The sequence below is a fragment of the Paenibacillus allorhizosphaerae genome (genome assembly GCF_042659105.1).
Classification (GTDB): Bacteria; Bacillota; Bacilli; order Paenibacillales; family NBRC-103111; genus Paenibacillus_G; species Paenibacillus_G allorhizosphaerae.
The window spans coordinates 1-18,388 of the sequence record NZ_JBHSRV010000002.1; the positions used below are offsets into that span (position 1 = coordinate 1).

General features: G+C 50.3%; 12 protein-coding genes and 3 pseudogenes. 11 read left to right on the forward strand and 4 right to left on the reverse strand.

Going from position 1 to position 18,388, the window contains the following annotated elements; genetic code table 11:
* Nucleotides 1–194: pseudogene (locus tag ACFQI7_RS08765) on the reverse strand (IS110 family transposase); the annotation flags it as partial.
* A gap of 8 nt (nucleotides 195–202) precedes the next feature.
* Nucleotides 203–322 (reverse strand): annotated as a pseudogene (locus ACFQI7_RS08770) (DUF2975 domain-containing protein); the annotation flags it as partial.
* Between ACFQI7_RS08770 and ACFQI7_RS08775 the strand changes: the two are divergent.
* Nucleotides 303–455: pseudogene (locus ACFQI7_RS08775) on the forward strand (helix-turn-helix domain-containing protein); the annotation flags it as partial. The pseudogenes ACFQI7_RS08770 and ACFQI7_RS08775 sit on opposite strands and share 20 nt — an antisense overlap.
* 409 nt (nucleotides 456–864) lie before the next feature.
* Here the strand turns inward: ACFQI7_RS08775 and ACFQI7_RS08780 are convergent.
* Entirely contained in the window at nucleotides 865–2,139 is a 1,275-nt protein-coding gene (locus ACFQI7_RS08780) for an IS110 family RNA-guided transposase (RefSeq protein WP_218099398.1), read from the reverse strand.
* Between the two features lie 168 nt (nucleotides 2,140–2,307).
* Between ACFQI7_RS08780 and ACFQI7_RS08785 the strand changes: the two genes are divergently transcribed.
* On the forward strand, nucleotides 2,308–2,865 hold the full coding sequence (locus tag ACFQI7_RS08785; protein WP_218099399.1) for an AAA family ATPase: 558 nt from the start codon (nucleotides 2,308–2,310) through the stop codon (nucleotides 2,863–2,865).
* A 563-nt stretch (nucleotides 2,866–3,428) separates the two neighbouring features.
* On the opposite strand, the gene ACFQI7_RS08790 is transcribed toward ACFQI7_RS08785, so the two are convergent.
* Entirely contained in the window at nucleotides 3,429–4,313 is an 885-nt protein-coding gene (locus tag ACFQI7_RS08790) for a helix-turn-helix transcriptional regulator (protein WP_218099400.1), read from the reverse strand.
* Between the two features lie 136 nt (nucleotides 4,314–4,449).
* On the opposite strand from ACFQI7_RS08790, the gene ACFQI7_RS08795 reads away from it, so the two are divergent.
* The 9 genes from ACFQI7_RS08795 (at nucleotide 4,450) to ACFQI7_RS08835 (ending at nucleotide 18,050) form a co-directional block, all read left to right on the forward strand.
* Nucleotides 4,450–5,454: a Gfo/Idh/MocA family protein gene (locus tag ACFQI7_RS08795; protein ID WP_218099401.1), complete on the forward strand. Its 1,005-nt coding sequence runs from the start codon at nucleotides 4,450–4,452 to the stop codon at nucleotides 5,452–5,454.
* Nucleotides 5,451–6,446 (forward strand): Gfo/Idh/MocA family protein, encoded by a 996-nt coding sequence (locus ACFQI7_RS08800; protein ID WP_218099402.1) that lies wholly within the window; start codon nucleotides 5,451–5,453, stop codon nucleotides 6,444–6,446. The genes ACFQI7_RS08795 and ACFQI7_RS08800 overlap by 4 nt, the downstream gene beginning before the upstream one ends.
* A 437-nt stretch (nucleotides 6,447–6,883) precedes the next feature.
* Nucleotides 6,884–12,466 carry an MBG domain-containing protein gene (locus ACFQI7_RS08805; protein ID WP_377516760.1) on the forward strand — a complete coding sequence of 1,861 codons (5,583 nt, stop codon included), beginning with the start codon at nucleotides 6,884–6,886 and terminating at the stop codon, nucleotides 12,464–12,466.
* Nucleotides 12,467–12,747: 281 nt separating this feature from the next.
* A complete protein-coding gene (locus ACFQI7_RS08810) occupies nucleotides 12,748–13,050 on the forward strand; it encodes a GNAT family N-acetyltransferase (RefSeq protein ID WP_218099405.1) in 303 nt (100 codons plus the stop codon).
* A 235-nt stretch (nucleotides 13,051–13,285) separates the two neighbouring features.
* A complete protein-coding gene (locus ACFQI7_RS08815) occupies nucleotides 13,286–13,522 on the forward strand; it encodes a hypothetical protein (RefSeq protein ID WP_218099407.1) in 237 nt (78 codons plus the stop codon).
* A gap of 498 nt (nucleotides 13,523–14,020) precedes the next feature.
* On the forward strand, nucleotides 14,021–14,191 hold the full coding sequence (locus tag ACFQI7_RS08820; protein WP_218099408.1) for a hypothetical protein: 171 nt from the start codon (nucleotides 14,021–14,023) through the stop codon (nucleotides 14,189–14,191).
* Nucleotides 14,192–14,242: 51 nt separating this feature from the next.
* Nucleotides 14,243–14,476: a VOC family protein gene (locus tag ACFQI7_RS08825; protein WP_377516761.1), complete on the forward strand. Its 234-nt coding sequence runs from the start codon at nucleotides 14,243–14,245 to the stop codon at nucleotides 14,474–14,476.
* A gap of 53 nt (nucleotides 14,477–14,529) precedes the next feature.
* Complete coding sequence (locus tag ACFQI7_RS08830) at nucleotides 14,530–15,348, forward strand: VOC family protein (RefSeq protein WP_218099409.1); 819 nt, start codon at nucleotides 14,530–14,532, stop codon at nucleotides 15,346–15,348.
* Between the two features lie 335 nt (nucleotides 15,349–15,683).
* The gene (locus tag ACFQI7_RS08835; RefSeq protein ID WP_218099410.1) at nucleotides 15,684–18,050 is read left to right on the forward strand and encodes an excinuclease ABC subunit UvrA; all 2,367 of its coding nucleotides are present in this window, start codon (nucleotides 15,684–15,686) and stop codon (nucleotides 18,048–18,050) included.
* Nucleotides 18,051–18,388 lie beyond the last annotated feature (338 nt).

Genomic DNA, 18,388 nt, shown 5'->3' on the forward strand with positions numbered 1-18,388 from the left:
TCGCTTTTTGAAGGCGTGTTGTCACGATTTTCTTTGTTCTTTTTCACAAGATGCGGGTTCACGAGAACGACTTCAAACTGGCGATCCGCAAGCCACTTCGAAAAATTGAGCCAATAGTGTCCCGTTGCCGAAAGCTCCGTTACGCTCATTTTTCGTTTTGCTAACATCACATCAATATTAATAATAATTGCCATGCTCCACCTCAGACCGTTAAATCATTTTCTGATTTTATATTAATAGCTTCTTGTAAAAGTCTTTGGAGAACAGCAGCAAAAACGGCGATCACCATAGAGGCGAAAATAATGAGGGTTGGAATTACTATGGCGAATCTTTCCATTCTGAAAAATGGGAAAGCAAAAGCGGTTCGTTTTTCAACATTAGAAGCGATATGTAAGACTTTGGATTGTCAGCCAGGTGATATTTTGGAGTACAAAAGCGACGAAGACACTCAATAAAAACAGACAACAAATTTATATAACTCCCTCGGTATGATTTAGTTTTCTCACGAATTCTCGCTTATTCGCAGGATTTCGCCCGGTTGATTAAGGATGAAAGACAAAGAGGGGAACTCCGTGTTAGACTTCGGCAACGTGAAGGCGTACGGGAATAGAGGGGGAGCACGGCCGTCCCAAATATTTCCATTTACTGCACGCTTTCTCCACGCCGCCCCTGGAGGTTTTCACTCCCATGTCTCAACGGGTCTATGCCCTCTCATTCCTTCGTTACGCCTTTCCAAGGGGTGGAGGCCGGTCTTGCTAACGGTACGGGTCGGTGCCCTTTGGTTTAATAAATCCGGTACTCCGTGCTTTCTTTGAAATCCTGCGAATAAGCCAAAACTTGTACAACGAAACGGTAGAATATAAGTTAAGCTGCTTGCTGAATAGGCAACGTTTTAGGAGGGTTATAGGCTTCGCCGCTGCGAGCCATTCCAACTAAGATTCTGGCTAATTTGCCACACAGCTTCATAATGGACCTCATTTTCTTCATCTTCTTTATCTGTACATTGTAGGCATGCAGGACTTTAAACTCCGAATTATTCGCGACTAAACTCATAGTCATCATGAAGATAAATCGCCGGAGACGAGAGCGCCCACGCTTGCTTATCTTCATTTGTCCGGTCCATTTACCTGAGCTTGCTTCTGCAAGGTTGAGACCAGCATGACGCAGCAAGGCATTGCCGTGCACAAAGCCGCTTAAATCTCCTGCCTCACCTAGAATACCAGCTAGTGAAATGGCGCTGATCCCTTTGACATTAAGCATTGATTTCGCAAAAGGAATACGTTCTAAAACGGCAACAATCTCCATATCTACCGTTTTTAGCTGTTGGCAAGCAAGATCGTACTCATCGAGAAGTTGCTTCAAATGAAGTTTGTAGGCATGCGACGCTTGCTTAGATCCAACAGAACGGCCAGCAAGAGAGATAAGAGCTCGAGCTTTTCGATCACCAGAATGTCGTTTCATTAGTGATTTCCAACCTTGTAAGACGTCATAAGATTGAAGCTTACACAATTCTTCGGGCATAGGGAAAAGATGAAGTGTGGCCAATGAACCGGTACACATGATGTTCTTGAAGACTTGTCGCAGTTCAGGGAACACAATGTCGACCCAGCGATGGATTTGGTTCTTCGCACTAACGAGTCTCGTTACGACAGAGTCGCGGTTTGAGAGAAAAACACGTAGTTCTTCAAATGCTTCTGGTGTATTTCGAATGAACGAGTAGTAGCCGTTTTTGACCATGTCAGCGATGACTAGGGCATCCTTTTTATCGCTCTTAGAGGGCGTATTGTCGCGGTTCTCCTTATTCTTTTTCACGAGATGTGGATTGACTAGAACGACTTCAAGCTGGCTGCTATCTGAGAGCCAGTTGGATAGGTTAATCCAGTAGTGCCCGGTAGGCTCCATTCCAACAATAGCGGCCGTTAAAGCGTGAGTAGATTGCAACGATTGAATCCACTGAAGAAGGATTTGAAAACCTTCTTCGTCATTCGAAAAGGATAGGGGATTACCGACCACGATTCCTCGAAAGTTAACAGCACGAGCGACATGTGTTTGCTGAGCAATGTCGATTCCAACTACCAGATGCTGAGCGGTAATTTTTTCAATAAGTTGATTTTGTTTCGATTGCGATTTAAACTTCATAATAGAGCGTCCTCCTGGATGATGGAATTTTTAGGGCTATGACCCGTTGCGTACTTCCATCGTACCGAGGCGCTCGTTTTTTTGCAAAGCGGAAATTTAACGCTCTACAGGAATGCTAACGGAGAACGATAGCGGGATACGACAACGGGGGAAGGAAGGAAATATCTTATGCATTTCATCAAAAAATCAGTAGCAGTCTATCTTATCTCTGGTCCACTTGGCGTAGGGAAATCAACCGTCTCCAAGACTCTTGCCGAAGCGATGAACCAATGTGCATTGATTGAGGGTGATCTCCTTCTCCATATCTACCGAGGGGAAACCGAGCCGCCCTGGGAGGAACGGCTCCGGCTGGCTTGGCTTAATATCGTTGCGGTGGCGCGAAACTTGCTCCAGGACAGGCTAGACGTTGTTATCGATTTCGTCGTTGAAGACGAACTGCAATGGTTCTATGACCAGCTATCTGATCTCGATGCGACTCTCCACTATGTTGTGCTGCATGCAGAACCGGACACCCTTACCGCCCGACTCAATCAGCGAGGAGATGCGCAATATATCCACCGTTCGCTTTTCCTTCGGGATAAGTTGATGACGTCGCCGACCAATGAGCCATTCCTGCTGGACGCCGATCGTAAGCCACCTGATGAACTCGCTGAGGAAATCATAAAAGATGCCAGATTTCGGATAAATGGGCCACTTGAAGTAGGAAAATTATCTTATGACAGTTGAACTACGGATACGATAGCTCAATCACTTCACGATTATGATGGAGTGATTATAATGTTGGAAGAAATTATGGAAGAGGGTTAGGTACATTAAAAAATCTTGGGATTTGCTGCTTATGATCTTTCAGAATTCAATAGCTTCAAGATAAATGAGAATGGATCATTTATTTCGAATCTCAATTACTGAGGCTGGTTTGAGGATCCGCAATGCGAAATATTCTTCATACGAGCAGATGGTGAATTAACAGGCTTTGTCATCATCTCGATTCGATTTCGCGGAGGACGAAAAGCTTGTGCGTGATGGTCACTTAGCATGAGCCGAAGATTTGCATTTGGCTGCGTTTTTATTGTGTCGCAACCCGATGCAAGCGGGAGCAAGGCAGGCATATGAATAAAACGTTTCAAGGAAAAGTAAAACGACTGTCTGGCTTCATGCGTACCCCCCTCAAAATGAAGTTCCCTAATTATGAATGATGTTCTCATAGTATTATCACTTGTTTCCGTATGTTTCAACAGCTTTAGGCCGGAATATATTCCAGTGCAAAGCTTCCGTATCGAAGCGCGGTCTTATCGGGCTCCATCGATTTTGCTCAAATATTGCTTTGGCGTACAGCCGTTGAATCGTTTGAACAACTCGTAAAAATGGGCCATATTTTCGATGCCGACCGCTCTGGCGATGTCGCCGACGTTTTGACCGCTCATGACAAGTAGTCGCTCCGCCTTGGCAATCCGTTTTCGGTTCACATAATCCGTAAAGGATTCACCCATCGATTTTTTGAAATATTTCGAGAAATAAAAGTAGCTCATTCCGGCGATTTGACTTACTTTCTCCATCTCGATTTTTTCTGCCAAATGATCATCCACGTAATCCAAAATCGGCTTCATGACGCCGAGATCGACGGAATCGTGCGCCTGCAGTAGCCCCCGGGTGTCCCCGCGAAGCAGAGTCAGCAGCAAATGCCTAATGTGCATGCTTGCGGCTATTTCGTAGCCGGTCGATTTGCCTATAATTTCATCGTGGATCCGTTCGATGATTCGACCGACCTCAGAGCGAGCGTTCTCGTTTTCCCGGAACATGTAGTTCAGCTCCTCCAGCGGATGATGAACCTCCGAGAAATGGCGGTAATACCGCATCATCGCCGCATCGAAATACGGTTCGAGGTCGACGTGAAGCACGATGTACACCACCTTCTCGCTGCCGACGAAGCGGGATCGGTGCAGCTGCGAGGAGCCGACGACGACGACGTCTCCGGGATGCAGCGTGTACGAATGGCTCGGGGTATACAGCTCTTGAACCCCTTGCCGTACGAGAATGAATTCGACTTCCTTGTGATAATGCCAGCGAACGTTTTGGGCTGGCGCGGACGGAGCTGTTTTTTGTGCTTCGAATTGCCAAACTTTGATGCACAGCACCGGATTCTGGTAATGGATCGGTTCTTTGTATATATCCATGATCTACGACACCTGCACTTTTAGTCATGACAAAATTGGATACAAACCCGACAAATGACGGCATATACGTAACGTAGGCAAAGGTTGTATCGTTGGCTTGAGGATATCATATAACGAAACGAAGAGAGGGACAACCATGAAAGTAGCAATCGTCGGTTGCGGCGGCCTAGGCAATGTTCATGCGGGCTGCTACGCCAAAATTCCCGGCGTTACGATTGTCGGCGCATGCGACATCGATCCGAATCATTTGCGGAAAATGGCCGAACGTACAGGCGCGAAGCCGTATGAATCATTCGACGACATGCTGGAGCAATCGGGGTGCGACGTCGTCAGCGTGACACTGCCCAGCCACCTGCACATGCCGTTCTCGATCAAAGCGGCCGAAGCGGGCAAGCATGTCATTTGCGAAAAGCCGATCGCCTTGAACTTGCAGGACGCCGCCGAAATGATTCGCGTATGCGAGCAAAACGGCGTTCGTCTGTTTGTCGGCCATGTCGTTCGCTTCTTCCCCGAGTATGTTCAAATGAAAAATAAAATCGCGCAAGGCGCACTCGGCCGTATAGGCGTTGCTCATTTGAAACGGATCGGCGGTCATCCAGGCGATCGTCGTCCCTGGTTCAAGGAGGAGGACAAGAGCGGCGGCGTCGTGATCGATTTGATGGTTCACGATCTCGACTTCCTGCGCTGGTCGCTTGGCGAGGTGCGTTCGGTATACGGGTTGCGCAAGCTCGAAGGAAATGTGGATTACGCTTCGGCAACGCTTATTTTCGAAAGCGGCGCGGTCGCCAACGTCGAAGCACACTGGGGCTATCCGGGACCGTTTACGACAGCGGCCGAATTCGCCGGCAGCGGCGGCGTCATACGCAGCGACAGCTCGAAATCGGTTTCCCTGCAAGTTCGCAAAGCGTCCGCCGACAACGCGGGCGGCCCATTCGTCGAAGTTCCGCAAAGCCCGGGCTATCACAGTCCGTTCGAGCTGGAGATCAAACATTTCATCGACTGCATCCGGGAAAACCGGCAGCCGGTCGTAACGGCGCATGACGCATACAAAGCGCTCGAAATCGGTCTTGCGGTCGTCGAATCGTCGCGTACCGGCAAAGCCGTCATGTTCGATAACAGTGTACGGGAGGGATCGAGATGAACAAGCTGAAAGTTGGCATGATCAGCTTTGCCCATGGCCATGCTCATTCCTATTTGCGCGGGCTGATGGCGCTTCCGCAAGTGGAGGTGATCGCCATCGCCGACTCGGAGAAGAGCCGCGTAGAGAAGGTCGTCGAGAAGAACGGTCTTACCTATTACGAGGACTACCGCGATTTGCTAGCGCGTCCGGATATCGAGGTTGTCGTCATTTGCTCGGAGAATGCGTTCCACGCCCGGCATACGATCGATTCGGCCCTGGCGGGCAAGCATGTCATTTGCGAAAAGCCGCTCGGCATTACTGTATCCGAGATGGAGCGGATGATCGCGGCTTGCGAAGAGAACGGCGTGCAGCTGTTCACCGCGTTCCCTTGTCGTTACCTGGCTGCGGTCGTCAATGCAAAGAAGGCCGTCGATCGCGGCGAAATTGGCGATATCTTGGCGATCAAAGGCACGAACCGGGGCACGATGCCGGGCAGCTGGTTCGTTGAACCTGAGCTTTCAGGCGGCGGCGCACTGCTTGATCATACGGTGCACGTCATGGACCTGATGAACTGGTTTACCGGCTCGAAAGTGACGGAAGTATATGCGTATGCGGCGACGCTGTTCCATGAGAACTTGAAAGTCGACGATGCCGGCATGATTCACGTGAAGTTCGAAAGCGGCGCCGTCGGCGTGCTCGACACGAGCTGGTCGCGGCCGAAGGCGTTCCCGACGTGGGGGGACGTGACGATGGAAATCGTCGGAACGAAAGGGACGATCTCGGTCGACAGCTTTGCCCAAAAAACGGAAATGTACAGCAACGAAGTCGGCAAAGGCCAATATTTGCCATGGGGAGACTCGATGGATCATTATATGATCGAATCGTTCGTGAATGCGCTGCTCCAAGGCAAGCCGGCACCGATTTCGGGCGTGGACGGTTTATGCTCGGCGGAAGTCGCTTTGGCTGGCTATGAGTCGGTCAAAATCGGGCAGCCCGTCAAACTTCGCGCTTGAGAAGGCAAACGAATGCTGAAAGCAGGGGCGAAAAGGCCCCTGCTTTTTTGGCATTGATCTGCCATTTCCTTTATATATTCAAAAGGGGTCACGAGATTTAAAGGCCAAGCCAGTGTCACAATTCACGTTTTATTGGTTGACCAATTCCGGAAACGTTTATTTTGGTTTGATCGATCTTCGACGGTTTGAGAATCCACTGGGGGATCAGAGTCGACTTGACGAAACCGGCCGATGCGCAAACCGTCGTCAGGCGGCAGTGCATTCCTTCAGATCTGGAGTGGATCAAGCGTTCTCGGTCAGCAGGTGTTGTTTTATCATTCATCAAACTATATATTCGACAAAAAACGCTACCAATTAACTTTTGTTAATTGGTTTTTAATGGAGATGCCGTTAAAATGAATCTACATGTTCACGGGATGGGGGAAATTTGTAGATTTATGAATAAACCATTGACGAAATGCGATTGGTTCGGCAGGTTTCGTTTCTATTCGATTTATTGCATCAAATTACTGTTATTGGTCGCCGGACTCGCCGGTTACCTGGCATGGTGTGCCGACGACGCTGTTGCAGCTCAAGATGCACCGGATCAGCAAGTTGACGAAAGGGGAGGCGTATATCCGGTATCGTTGGACAGCACGATAGGGCAGAGCTTCACCGCCGGACGAAGCGGATGGCTGCACGATATCGAATTGCACATGTTTCGGTTCGTGAGTCAAGCTAGCGGCAGCGTAACCGTAGACATTCTGGAAGGGGAAAGCGTAGACGGTACCGCGTTAGGCTCGGCCTCATTTCCCATTTCTTCTCTATCGGGGCTTTTGTCATGGAAGCTTGTGACGTTTGGGGACGGAGTACAGGTACAAGCAGGCCAACAGTATACGATTCGATTGACGACAACGGAGGCGGGGGCCGCTTGGGTGGATATCGATCCGGGGAATCCCTATGCCGGAGGGCTGATGTATCAATCTTCTGCATGGAAGTCTTCTCAGGATACCTTATTTCGGACCTATGTTGCGGATACGAAACGAGATTATACGACCGCAATGTCGATGAATCAGGCGCCTATTCGTTATGGAGATACCGCGCAAATCACGGCGGCGCTGTCGAATGGCGGACAGCCTTTTGCCAACCAATCAGTCTCCTTTTCACTTGGGGGGACGGCGATCGGCACGGCTATAACCGATGCTACGGGAACGGCCAAGCTTAATTACACGGTCAATATGTCCCCAGATAGCTACACCTTAACGGCATCTTACGCCGGGCAGGGTTATTATCAAAGCTCGAACGCCAGTCAAAGCGTAGCTATAAACAAAAGACCGCTGACTGTGAAAATGGTTGATACCTCGCGTCTATATGGGGATGCCAATCCAAGCTTCAGCGCTAGTTATACAGGGGTGATGGCATGGGACTCCCTATCCTCATTAGGAAGCTTGCAGTTTTCCACCGTTGCGTCGACTTCCAGCTCCATAGGAAGTTATGTCGTTACGCCATCAGGATTGTCAACGAATAAGTACGAAACCACTTATGAATCAGGAGTTCTTACAGTCTTGCCGGCGCCGCTTTCGGTTAAAGCGTCAAACGCTTCACGTCAATACGGCGCGTTGAATCCGGCGCTGAGCGGTATGGTGACGGGCAAGCGCAACGGCGACGCGATTACGGCCGCGTATGCGACGGCGGCTACGGTGTCGAGCGCAGTCGGGAGTTACGACATCACGGCGACGCTGTCGGACCCGGATGCGAGGCTGGGCAATTACAACGTGACGAACACCAAGGGCACGCTGACGGTAACCCCGGCACCGCTTATGGTTAATGCGTCGAACGCTTCACGCCAATACGGGGCGTTGAATCCGGCGCTGAATGGTACGGTGACAGGCGTGCGCAACGGCGACGCGATTACGGCCGCGTATGCGACGGCGGCTATGGTGTCGAGCGCAGTAGGGAGCTATGACATCACGGCGATGCTGACGGACCCGGATGCGAAGCTCGGCAATTACAGCGTGACGAACACCAAGGGCACGCTGACGATAACCCCGGCGCCGCTTACGGTTAAAGCGTCGAACGCTTCGCGCCAATACGGCGCGTCGAATCCGGCGCTGAATGGTACGGTGACGGGTGTGCGCAACGGCGATGTGATCACGGCCATGTATGCGACGACAGCTACTTTGTCGAGCGCAGTCGGGAGCTACGACATCACGGCGATGCTCACGGACCCGGATGCGAAGCTGGGCAATTACAGCGTGACGAACACCAAGGGCACGCTGGCAGTAACCCCGGCGCCGCTGACGGTCACGGCGTCGAATGCGTCGCGAGAATATGGCGCGTTGAATCCGGCGCTGAGCGGCGCGGTGACGGGTGTGCGCAACGGAGATGCGATTACGGTCATGTATGCGACGGCGGCTACGGTGTCGAGCGCAGTCGGGAGCTACGAAATCACGGCGACGCTGGCGGACCCGGATGTGAAGCTGGGTAATTACAGCGTGACGAACACTAAGGGCACGCTGACGGTAACCCCGGCGCCGCTGACGGTCACAGCGTCGAACGCGTCGCGCGAATACGGCGCGTCGAATCCGACACTAAGCGGCGCGGTGACGGGTGTGCGAAACGGCGACTTGATTAAGGCCGCGTATGCGACGGCGGCCACGGAGGCTAGTGGTGTCGGGGGCTACGACATCACGGCGACGCTGTTGGACCCGGATGTGAAGCTCGGCAATTACAGCGTGACGAACACCAAGGGCACGCTGACGGTAACCCCGGCGCCGCTTACGGTCAAGGTGTCGGATGCGTCACGGGAATACGGCGCATCGAATCCGGCGCTGGGCGGTACGGTGACGGGCGTGCGTCACGGCGACGCGATTACGGCCGTGTACGCGACGGCGGCGACGGAGTCAAGCGCTGTCGGGAGCTACGATATCACGGCGACGTTGTTGGACCCGGATGCGAAGCTGGGCAATTACAGCGTGACGAACACCAAGGGCACGCTGACGGTAACTCTGGCGTCACTGACGGTCAAGGTGTCGGATGCGTCGCGGGAATACGGCGCGTCGAATCCGGTGCTGAGCGGCATGATCACGGGCGTGCGCAATGGTGACGTGATTACGGCCGTGTACGCGACGGTGGCGACGGAGTCAAGCGCAGTCGGGAGCTACGACATCACGGCGACGCTGTTGGACCCGGATGCGAAGCTGGGCAATTACAGCGTGACGAACACCAAGGGTACGCTGACGGTAACTCTGGCGTCACTGATGGTCAAGGTGTCGGATGTGTCGCGGGAATACGGCGCGTCGAATCCGGCGCTGAGCGGCGTGATCACGGGCGTGCGCAATGGCGACGTGATTACGGCCGTGTACGCGACGGTGGCGACGGAGTCAAGCGCAGTCGGGAGCTACGACATCACGGCGACGCTGTTGGACCCGGATGCGAAGCTGGGCAATTACAGCGTGACGAACACCAAGGGCACGCTGACGGTAACGAAAGCGAGGCTGTCGGTTACTCCTATCGATATGTTTCGATGGGCGGGTTTTCCTAATCCAGCGTTTAGCGGAACCGTAACCGGCCTGAAAGGTGCGGACGCCACTACCGTCACTTACAGCACTTACGCTCATGCTGACAGTCCGCCGGGAAAATATCCGATCACCGCCGTCTTATCCGACCCGGACCACAGGCTTGGCAATTATGATGCAGTGCTTCAATCCGGTACCCTTGCGGTATACGAACCGCCGAAAATTACTTTTGCCGGAGGAGACCAGGATGACGGGGTAACGGCGGATCTCACACTTCCTCAGCAAGATGCGTCCGGTACCGGCATTAGTTGGACTTCCACGGATAACAATATCATCGATGCCGCAACAGGCCGCGTCAGCCGGCCTTCATTTGACGAAGGAGATGCGCAGGTCGTAATAAAAGCGACGGTCCAAGCGAACGGTACGGAATATTATAAACAGTATCCATTAGTTGTGAAAGCGACGGCTTTGTCGGATTCGGACGCGGTAGAACGGGATAAAGCCGCACTGGCGGTCGGATTCACTCCTGGGGACCAGGCGGATCATATCACTCAACCGGTAGTGCTTCCTTCAGCGGGCGAATGGGGAAGCGGCATAGTCTGGACCTCGTCGCACCCTGCAGTCATCAATCCACGGACCGGACATATTCAAAGACCGGGAAGCGTTCAATCGGATATAGACGTGCTGCTGACGGCCACGATTGTGAAAGGCGCTGCGACAGCCGAAAAAAACTTTAACCTAAAGGTGATCCGATCGGCAGCTGTGCCGTCGGGCCTGATGTTTACCGAAGCCGGCTATTCGCTTTTAATCGGACAAACGCAATCGACGGTAGTTTCGATCACCTATTCGGACGGAGCGACGTACCGGTTATCAGAGGGGGTCCGTTTCGCATCGGAGCAGCCGATGATCGCCCAAATAGACAGCCAAGGGATGATTCAGGGCTTATCGGCGGGGCAAACGGTTATATCCGCGGTTTATAACAATCTGACCGCGCGGGCTACCGTCCTTGTATCCAACCCGGTGAACCCAGGCAATCCGGACAACCCTATCCTATCCGCCTTAACTTTTAGCGAACCGCTATATACGATACAAATAGGACAAAGCATGAACACCGTGTTGACGGCCGTGTATGGGAATGAAACGCGGGTAATCATCTCCTCTCAGGCGGCCTATCGGATATTGGATTCGGCTTACGCTCGAGTGGATGCAAAAGGGCAGCTGACAGGGTTGCTTCCCGGACAAACGGTCGTTTCCGCAACCTACGGCGGACTGACTGCGCAAGCAATGGTTATCGTGACAGATCCGGATCCGGATCGTAGCGGCTCAAGCTCCGGAGGGGCGGCCTCTCCCGACAATGCGGAGCCTCAAGCGGGGACGGATTTCCGGATGACCCTGCTTACTTCGGACGGTGTTCTTAAAGAAATCGAGGCAAGCGTGTCCCGAATCGAGGAAGGGATAGTTACAATCAACACCGGCTCCGAAGGAGGAAGCTTCCTGCTGCCGGGAGACGTGCTGAAGCAAATCAGAACGATACGGCCCGACAGCCTTCTGGTATTTCAAACGAAGTCCATGTCTTTCAAGATCCCGCTAAGCGAGCTGAATTTGCAAGAAGCGGCCGCTGCGGCAAGCTTGTCGGGTGACGGGCTGCATTTTGAGATTGTAATGGACCGGTCGGCCGCCCCTTCCGGGTCAAGGCTAACGGATGCGGAGCGCTTATCGGATTATGTACGGTTTGAAGTGCGCATTTCGGATGGAGCGGGCAAGACGGCTTCCATCCCGGCATTTCGACAATACGTGGAACGAACCGTTTCCTTGGGCGTTAACCATATTCCTGTCACAGCAACAGCTGTTTGGTGGGATGAGGCGAAAAGCGAGTACCGGTTTGTCCCGGCGGCATTTGATACCAAAGACGGCGAAACCGCAGCAGTAATGAAGCGACAAGGCACCAGCTTGTATACCGTACTCAATCGCCCGGTCAGCTTCAACGATATGCGCAGTCATTGGGCGCAGAACGAGGTATCGCTGCTGGCATCCAAGCTGGTAATTCAGGGCCGTTCCGCCGATAGCTTTGACCCCGATGGGTCGATTACCCGGGCTGAGGCGGCGGCACTGCTCGTCCGGGCGCTTGGCTTGAACGGAGCGCAGGGGGCGTCTGTGTTCGCCGATACAGCAGGTGGATGGTATGAGCCGGATGTCATAACCGCCACTCAGGCGGGATTGATTCAAGGTTATGCGGATGGAACCTTCCGGCCGGATGGCAACATAACGCGGGAGGAGCTGGCAGTCATGCTGATTCGTGCAGTTCGCTATACCGGCTTCACGAAGGGCAAATCCGCTCAAACGGCCAACCTGCCGGATGCCGGGCAGATCTCTGCATGGGCGCGGGCGGCGGTAGACGAAGCGGTGGGGCTTGGCATGATCCAAGGCGATGAGCAAGGAGCCTTCCATCCGCGGCAATTCGTTTCCAGAGCTGAATCCACAGCGATGCTGTACCGGATGCTTCAACAGCTAGCCTTTATCTGATCCATGTCTGGCAAAGCGCGACATCATCGGGCCGTGAACTGATAGCACTATTACACTCGGCCAGCCGGACCTGGTGACCCGGCCAATGACACATATTTCGAACGGAATCGCAAAAGCATTAATTGGTAAGAGATTATAAAGAATAATAAACGTGTGGCTCTCAACTAACGGAGAACGATAGCGCAAAAATCAGGGAGCAGATCGCCGCGGCAACTGCTCCCTGATCCCGTTGAAGTAACCTGTAGGATAGTTTAATTACAATAGGTGCTGTTTAAGGAGATATGGTAAATGTAGGGAACGATAAAGTATTGCTAAAGATGGTAAATATGGATAATTACAACTTTTGGCAAGGTGAAACGGTAAGATTACGGGGAATAGAACCTAGTGATGCCGAAACCATGTTTCAATGGAATGTAGATAGCGATGCAATTAAAAGGGTTGATGCTGTATTGCTACCTCGTTCATATGAGAACGTCAAGAATCATATCGAGGAGTCATCGAAAAAAGGACCTGATGGACATATCGGTATATACATTGCTCGACCTTTTTGGAATAAGGGGTATGGTAGAGAGGTAGTTCAGTAACTCCTAAAATATTACTTTAAAGAATTGGGATATCAAAAAGTTACTGTTCATGTCTATACTTTTAATGACCTTTCAATTAGGTTTCATGAAAAATTAGGTTTTCAAAAGGAAGGGCAATTAAGAAGAATGAATTTTAGACTGCCGGGTGTTCGGCGTAACCAAAATCTTACATCATTATTCCCATCCTAAATTAATGCTATAATATAATCAACGGTCATAAGTAGGTGGTGTGTACATGATTGTTGCATATTTAGGTCTTGTTGGAATGTTGTTATTTTATGCTATTTTATTTATTGTAGTTTTAAGTATTATTCGAAAAAAACTTGGTGTTAAACCAGCTATTATTTTTTTAGTTTTAATGCTTTTTGCTGCCTTTGTATATTCGATTTGGAATCATAATTGGTTACTGGCTGCATCTACAGTTATATTGAGTATCAGTATTAAAAAGGGTCTATACAGTAAATTGATGTAAAAAACCATTGTCGGGAATGGCACAATGAAACAGCGATAGTCTAGGACTTTATTTTCTCGTCCATGACTGCCGCTGTTTCTAATTTAAGGGTTTATACACATACATGAAACACAACCAGCCAGTCAGCCAGTCATAAATAATGATCGGATCGTTGTTAATGAAATGATGCAGGGGGCACAGAGAATCGAAGGGGAAGGTCCTCCAAGAAACTTGATTTAAGTACAATGCCGTCTCCGATAAGGTATTTCGGATATTTTTTTATAAGTTGTGTAATTGTTATGGGGGTTGTTGGAATTACCTTTATGATACTTGATAAATAATCGGAGGCTTATTGAAATAACGGGTACGATAGAGTGGAGCTGCCGCGAGGGTAGCTCCTCTTTGATGTTATTGAAGTTACTGGAATTTTATTCTGAATAGGTTGTTTACACGGGAACAAATGTACGATATATTCATTTGATAATGGTAATTTATTCAATAGGAGGGGGCGAAAACCAAATGGGAGAAATCAAATTTGAGGACAAGCTAGGAGACATTACTGTAATTACTTGTATTTACATTCCGGTTAATAACGTTTACGAGTCCATTAAATGGTATCAAAAAAATTTAGGGTGTGAACCTACAACGATCCATCCTGTTGAGCCTGGGATGAAAATGGCAATCATGTAATTTCCCGATCGTAACGGAAAGCCTCATGGCCCTACGGGGCCGGTTCCTGCTATGTTCCTTATTGAATCAAGGTCGGAAGGTGGCCGGTTAGGATTTACAAACAATAAAGGAGAACGCCATGCAGTTGGGTGTTTCATTACTCCACGCATCCAAGACCTTTTCAAACGTTTTAAGGAAAACGGAGTGAACATTGCAGGCGACATTCGGATGACATGTGGTCCAAACCTAAAGTTCTTTGATCCTGACGGGAACATGTGGGAAGTATGGCAGCCACAATCGTTTTAATAAACTGGAAACTGGTAGAACGCAAGGGAATTAGAACATTGGAGGAGAAGCATATGAAAAGTAACATTCCGAAAATCGCGTATGACGGCGGACATATCGACGTATTATGGGATAATCATGAAGCGGCGCTGCAATGGTTTGAAAAATATTTTGGCTGGAAGAGACAAGACGAATCGCGCGCGGTAACGCGTGACTCCAATGCAGCAGAAATGAAGGAAACGCGTCTTCCGTTCGGCACGATGTTATCGTCGGTTATAACTGGAAAGCGGCTCGCACATCATCACGCCGAGCGCGGTACCATAGACGGCCATGTCCGCTGGTGCTGGAAGACAAGGAAACTGGCGGAGACACATGAATGGTTCAAGGCGGAGGGTATACGCGTATCAGGCATCTACTCAGGCCCCGGCGGGAAAGACTATTTCGATTTCTGGGCAACTGTGGAAGGCATCCGTTTGACAGCGGAAGGTGACCCGACGGGTTCGTCCGACCACCCGCGATTCGTACCTTCATGGGTGCGAATCGGCGTAAAAGATTTGTATGTATCGCTCGCTTGGTACACGACATATCTTGGTGCGGAGGTATTGGAAGATCGTTCGAAAGAGGGGTATGTAGTGCTCGGGTTAGCTTTAGAGCACCATGAAGAGCAATCCCGCTGGGTATTGGAGCAGTTGCCGGAAGATACGGAGACAGATAAATTCGACAACCCGACGAGGCCGTATTGCGTTCTTCACGATCTGGCCGAATTCGAATCGTACCACGCCTTTCTGCGTGAAAGTGGTATTCCTGTATCCGAAATCGTCGGCCCGGGGCGATTCCGCTTCTTCCATCTATACGATCCGGACGGTAACCGATTTAATCTGTACCGCTACTAATTCTAATTTATATCGGTGTGGTGCTTTGAATCTTGATGAATAGGCTGCCGTATGAATCGATTTGAAACCTGCTCACTCCTGACGGCCCCGTAAACGGACAATCAAGCAACCCTCGAACAAGAAGCTTGCTGCTCGGCTGGGCATGTTGGACAATCCCATCTATAGCTATCTGCGCGATTTGGAGCGAACAAGTAAAAGCGTGTTTACAATAACCAGAAATGGAATGCTTCGCGACATCTCATTAATGAGGATATGCGTGCGATGGCTGAAGGTAAGGCACAGGTGCGGGAGCGAATGGAGCACTGGCGAGCACTATTGGCTAGAAGGAGGCGGCAATGGACCATATTCAAGTAATCGGGGCAAGAATACATAACTTAAAGCATATTGATGTCACCCTACCAAAAGGGAAATTTATCGTATTTACAGGTGTGAGCGGATCGGGAAAGTCTTCTCTAGCCTTCGACGTTCTGTATGAAGAAGGAAGACAGCGATATTTGCAATCCATCGGCCAAACGCTGCGCGGCGAGGCCGTAGAGGAAAAGGAGCCATTCGATGAGATTGCAGGCCTCCCACCGGCAATTGCCGTTGAGCAAAATAAAATAAGACAATCCAACCCCCGAAGCATCGTCGGTACTAAAACGAAAGCGCTGCACGATCTCAAATGGCTTTACTCCCTTGACGGCCGAGGTTCTGACGGCGAACGAACCCAGTTAAGCCCAGACCACTTTGCGTTCCATGCTTCCGCTGCCGGAAGATGTACGGATTGCGGCGGTAGCGGATACTTCTCCAAGCTCGATGCCGACAAGATTATTCAAGATCCGAATCGTACCGTGAGCAAAATTGTTTCAAATGTAAGCGCACAGTTGGATAAGTATCTTATGAATCTGGCGAAGGAAAACAAGATTGATTGGCGTAATGCCGTATATGCTAATTTGCCGGAGGATATACGACACAAAGTTTTATGGGGGACAGATTCCTACGAGGGAGTTATGAATTTCATTAAAGGCAGGATGAGGAGAAAGCCAGAGAGCAGAGCTCAGTTCGAACAGGCGTGGTGCTCCAAATTCAAATGCGTAACATGTTATGGAAAAGGATTGAGCGATGAAGCGAGACATACCTATATAGGTGACAAAGATATTCGCGAGCTCTGTGAAATGACGATGTCCGAGCTCGATCAGTTTTTTACAAAATTAAACCGCGACAAATCGAGCTATTCCGTCGTCGGACAGCGTACCCTCGGAAGGTTATCAGCTCTGTTTCGTTTGTTTATCGAAGTCGGGCTCTCTCATATCACACTGCTGAGAAGTATCCCGACACTGAGCGGGGGCGAACTGCAGCGGCTTTATTTGATGTACCATTTGGAATCCAAATTTGATTCGCTGTTGTATGTATTCGATGAACCGACGGCAGGGCTTCACGAAAGGGAGAAGCAGTCGCTGCTTAATAAGCTCAAGCAGCTTACCTACTCAGGAAATACGGTCATTGTCGTGGAGCACGATATCAACGTCATCAAGCAAGCTGACTATATCGTGGAGTTGGGACCGTCTGCCGGCAAACAGGGCGGCGAAGTGCTTTTTCAAGGAACACTGGAGCACTATCTTCAATCGGAAACTTCGGTGCTGAGTCCCTACGTGACCGGACGGGCCAGAATTCTTTCCAAAGGCCCTCACGAATATCGAAAAGTCGGCAGTTCCACCAAGAAGCTGGTCATTCGCAATGCCAATACCCATAATCTAAAAAACTTGGCCGTAGAAATTCCGCTCGGCATTATGGTTGGAGTGTCAGGCGTATCCGGAAGCGGCAAAAGTACTCTGATTATGGACACATTGGTCCCGCTGCTGAAGCAGAAGCTGGATGCCGTCAACATCGAAGCGAATGAGGACGAAGATGAAGAAGCGGCTCCCGAGGACTCCGGATTCGAGCAATTGGAAACGGCTGTTATCGAAGGAGCGGAGCATATTCAGAAATGCGTGTGTGTTTCGCAAAAATTGATCGGTCGAGGCAAAGGCTCTACCCCTGCGGCCTATATTGGTATTTGGGATAAAATAAGATCCATCTTTGCCGGGCAGCCAGAGGCAATCGCGAGAGAGTATACGGCTAGCCATTTTTCCTTTAACACAGAGCAAGGCGGCTGTCCTTCATGCAGAGGAAGCGGTGTTGAAAGTATGGATATGGGCGCGATTGGTATTGTAAACCGGTGTTGTACAGCGTGTGGCGGGAGCAGGTTCAGGAAAGTAATTCTCGATATTGCTTACCAAGGGAAAAATATCGTAGATGTGCTCGAGATGAATGCAAGAGAAGCTCTTCCATTTTTCAGAGAGCATAAGGCGATCTCACAGATGCTGCAAACACTAATACAGGTAGGGCTCGATTACCTTCCCCTCGGTCAGCCAGTTCCTACGTTAAGCGGCGGCGAAGCGCAGCGCATCAAGCTGGCCAAGGAATTGGGGAAAGCGAGGAAAGAAAATACGCTGTACATATTGGACGAGCCTACCACAGGACTAAGCAGCCCAGATATTGAGAAGCTGATTACGTTGCTAGAAAGCTTTGTCGAGCAAGGGAACAGCGTCATTGTGGTCGAGCATGAACCTGCGTTATTATCCTACTGCGATTGGACTATTGAAATGGGCCCGGGAGGGGGAAGTCAAGGCGGCAGTATTGTTGCGTCTAGACCGCCTAGCGGATTGGTAGTTTCATTTTAACAGGGTCTTGAACAAGGGAAAGGAAGCTATGGAGTACATCCGCGCCAGAGATGTAGTCAATTGTTCAAGGAAACTGAAGAACTAGGATAACAATTTAACTTTTTGTCGGGTTCCCGACAGGGTCCCTCTCGATCAGGTCATTAAGCTAACGGAGAACGTTATTTGAAAGTCTGAAAACACATTGGCTATTCCGGAAAAGTCTTTGATATTCAAGGGCTTTTTCATTTTGGAAGCATAAGTTTGCCGTCGTAAATTGGAAGCATAAGCATGCCAAACCGGCAAACTTATGGGTTAAGTAACAGTGACAGCGATCCTAAGAGCTATAAAGTCGTTTAAAT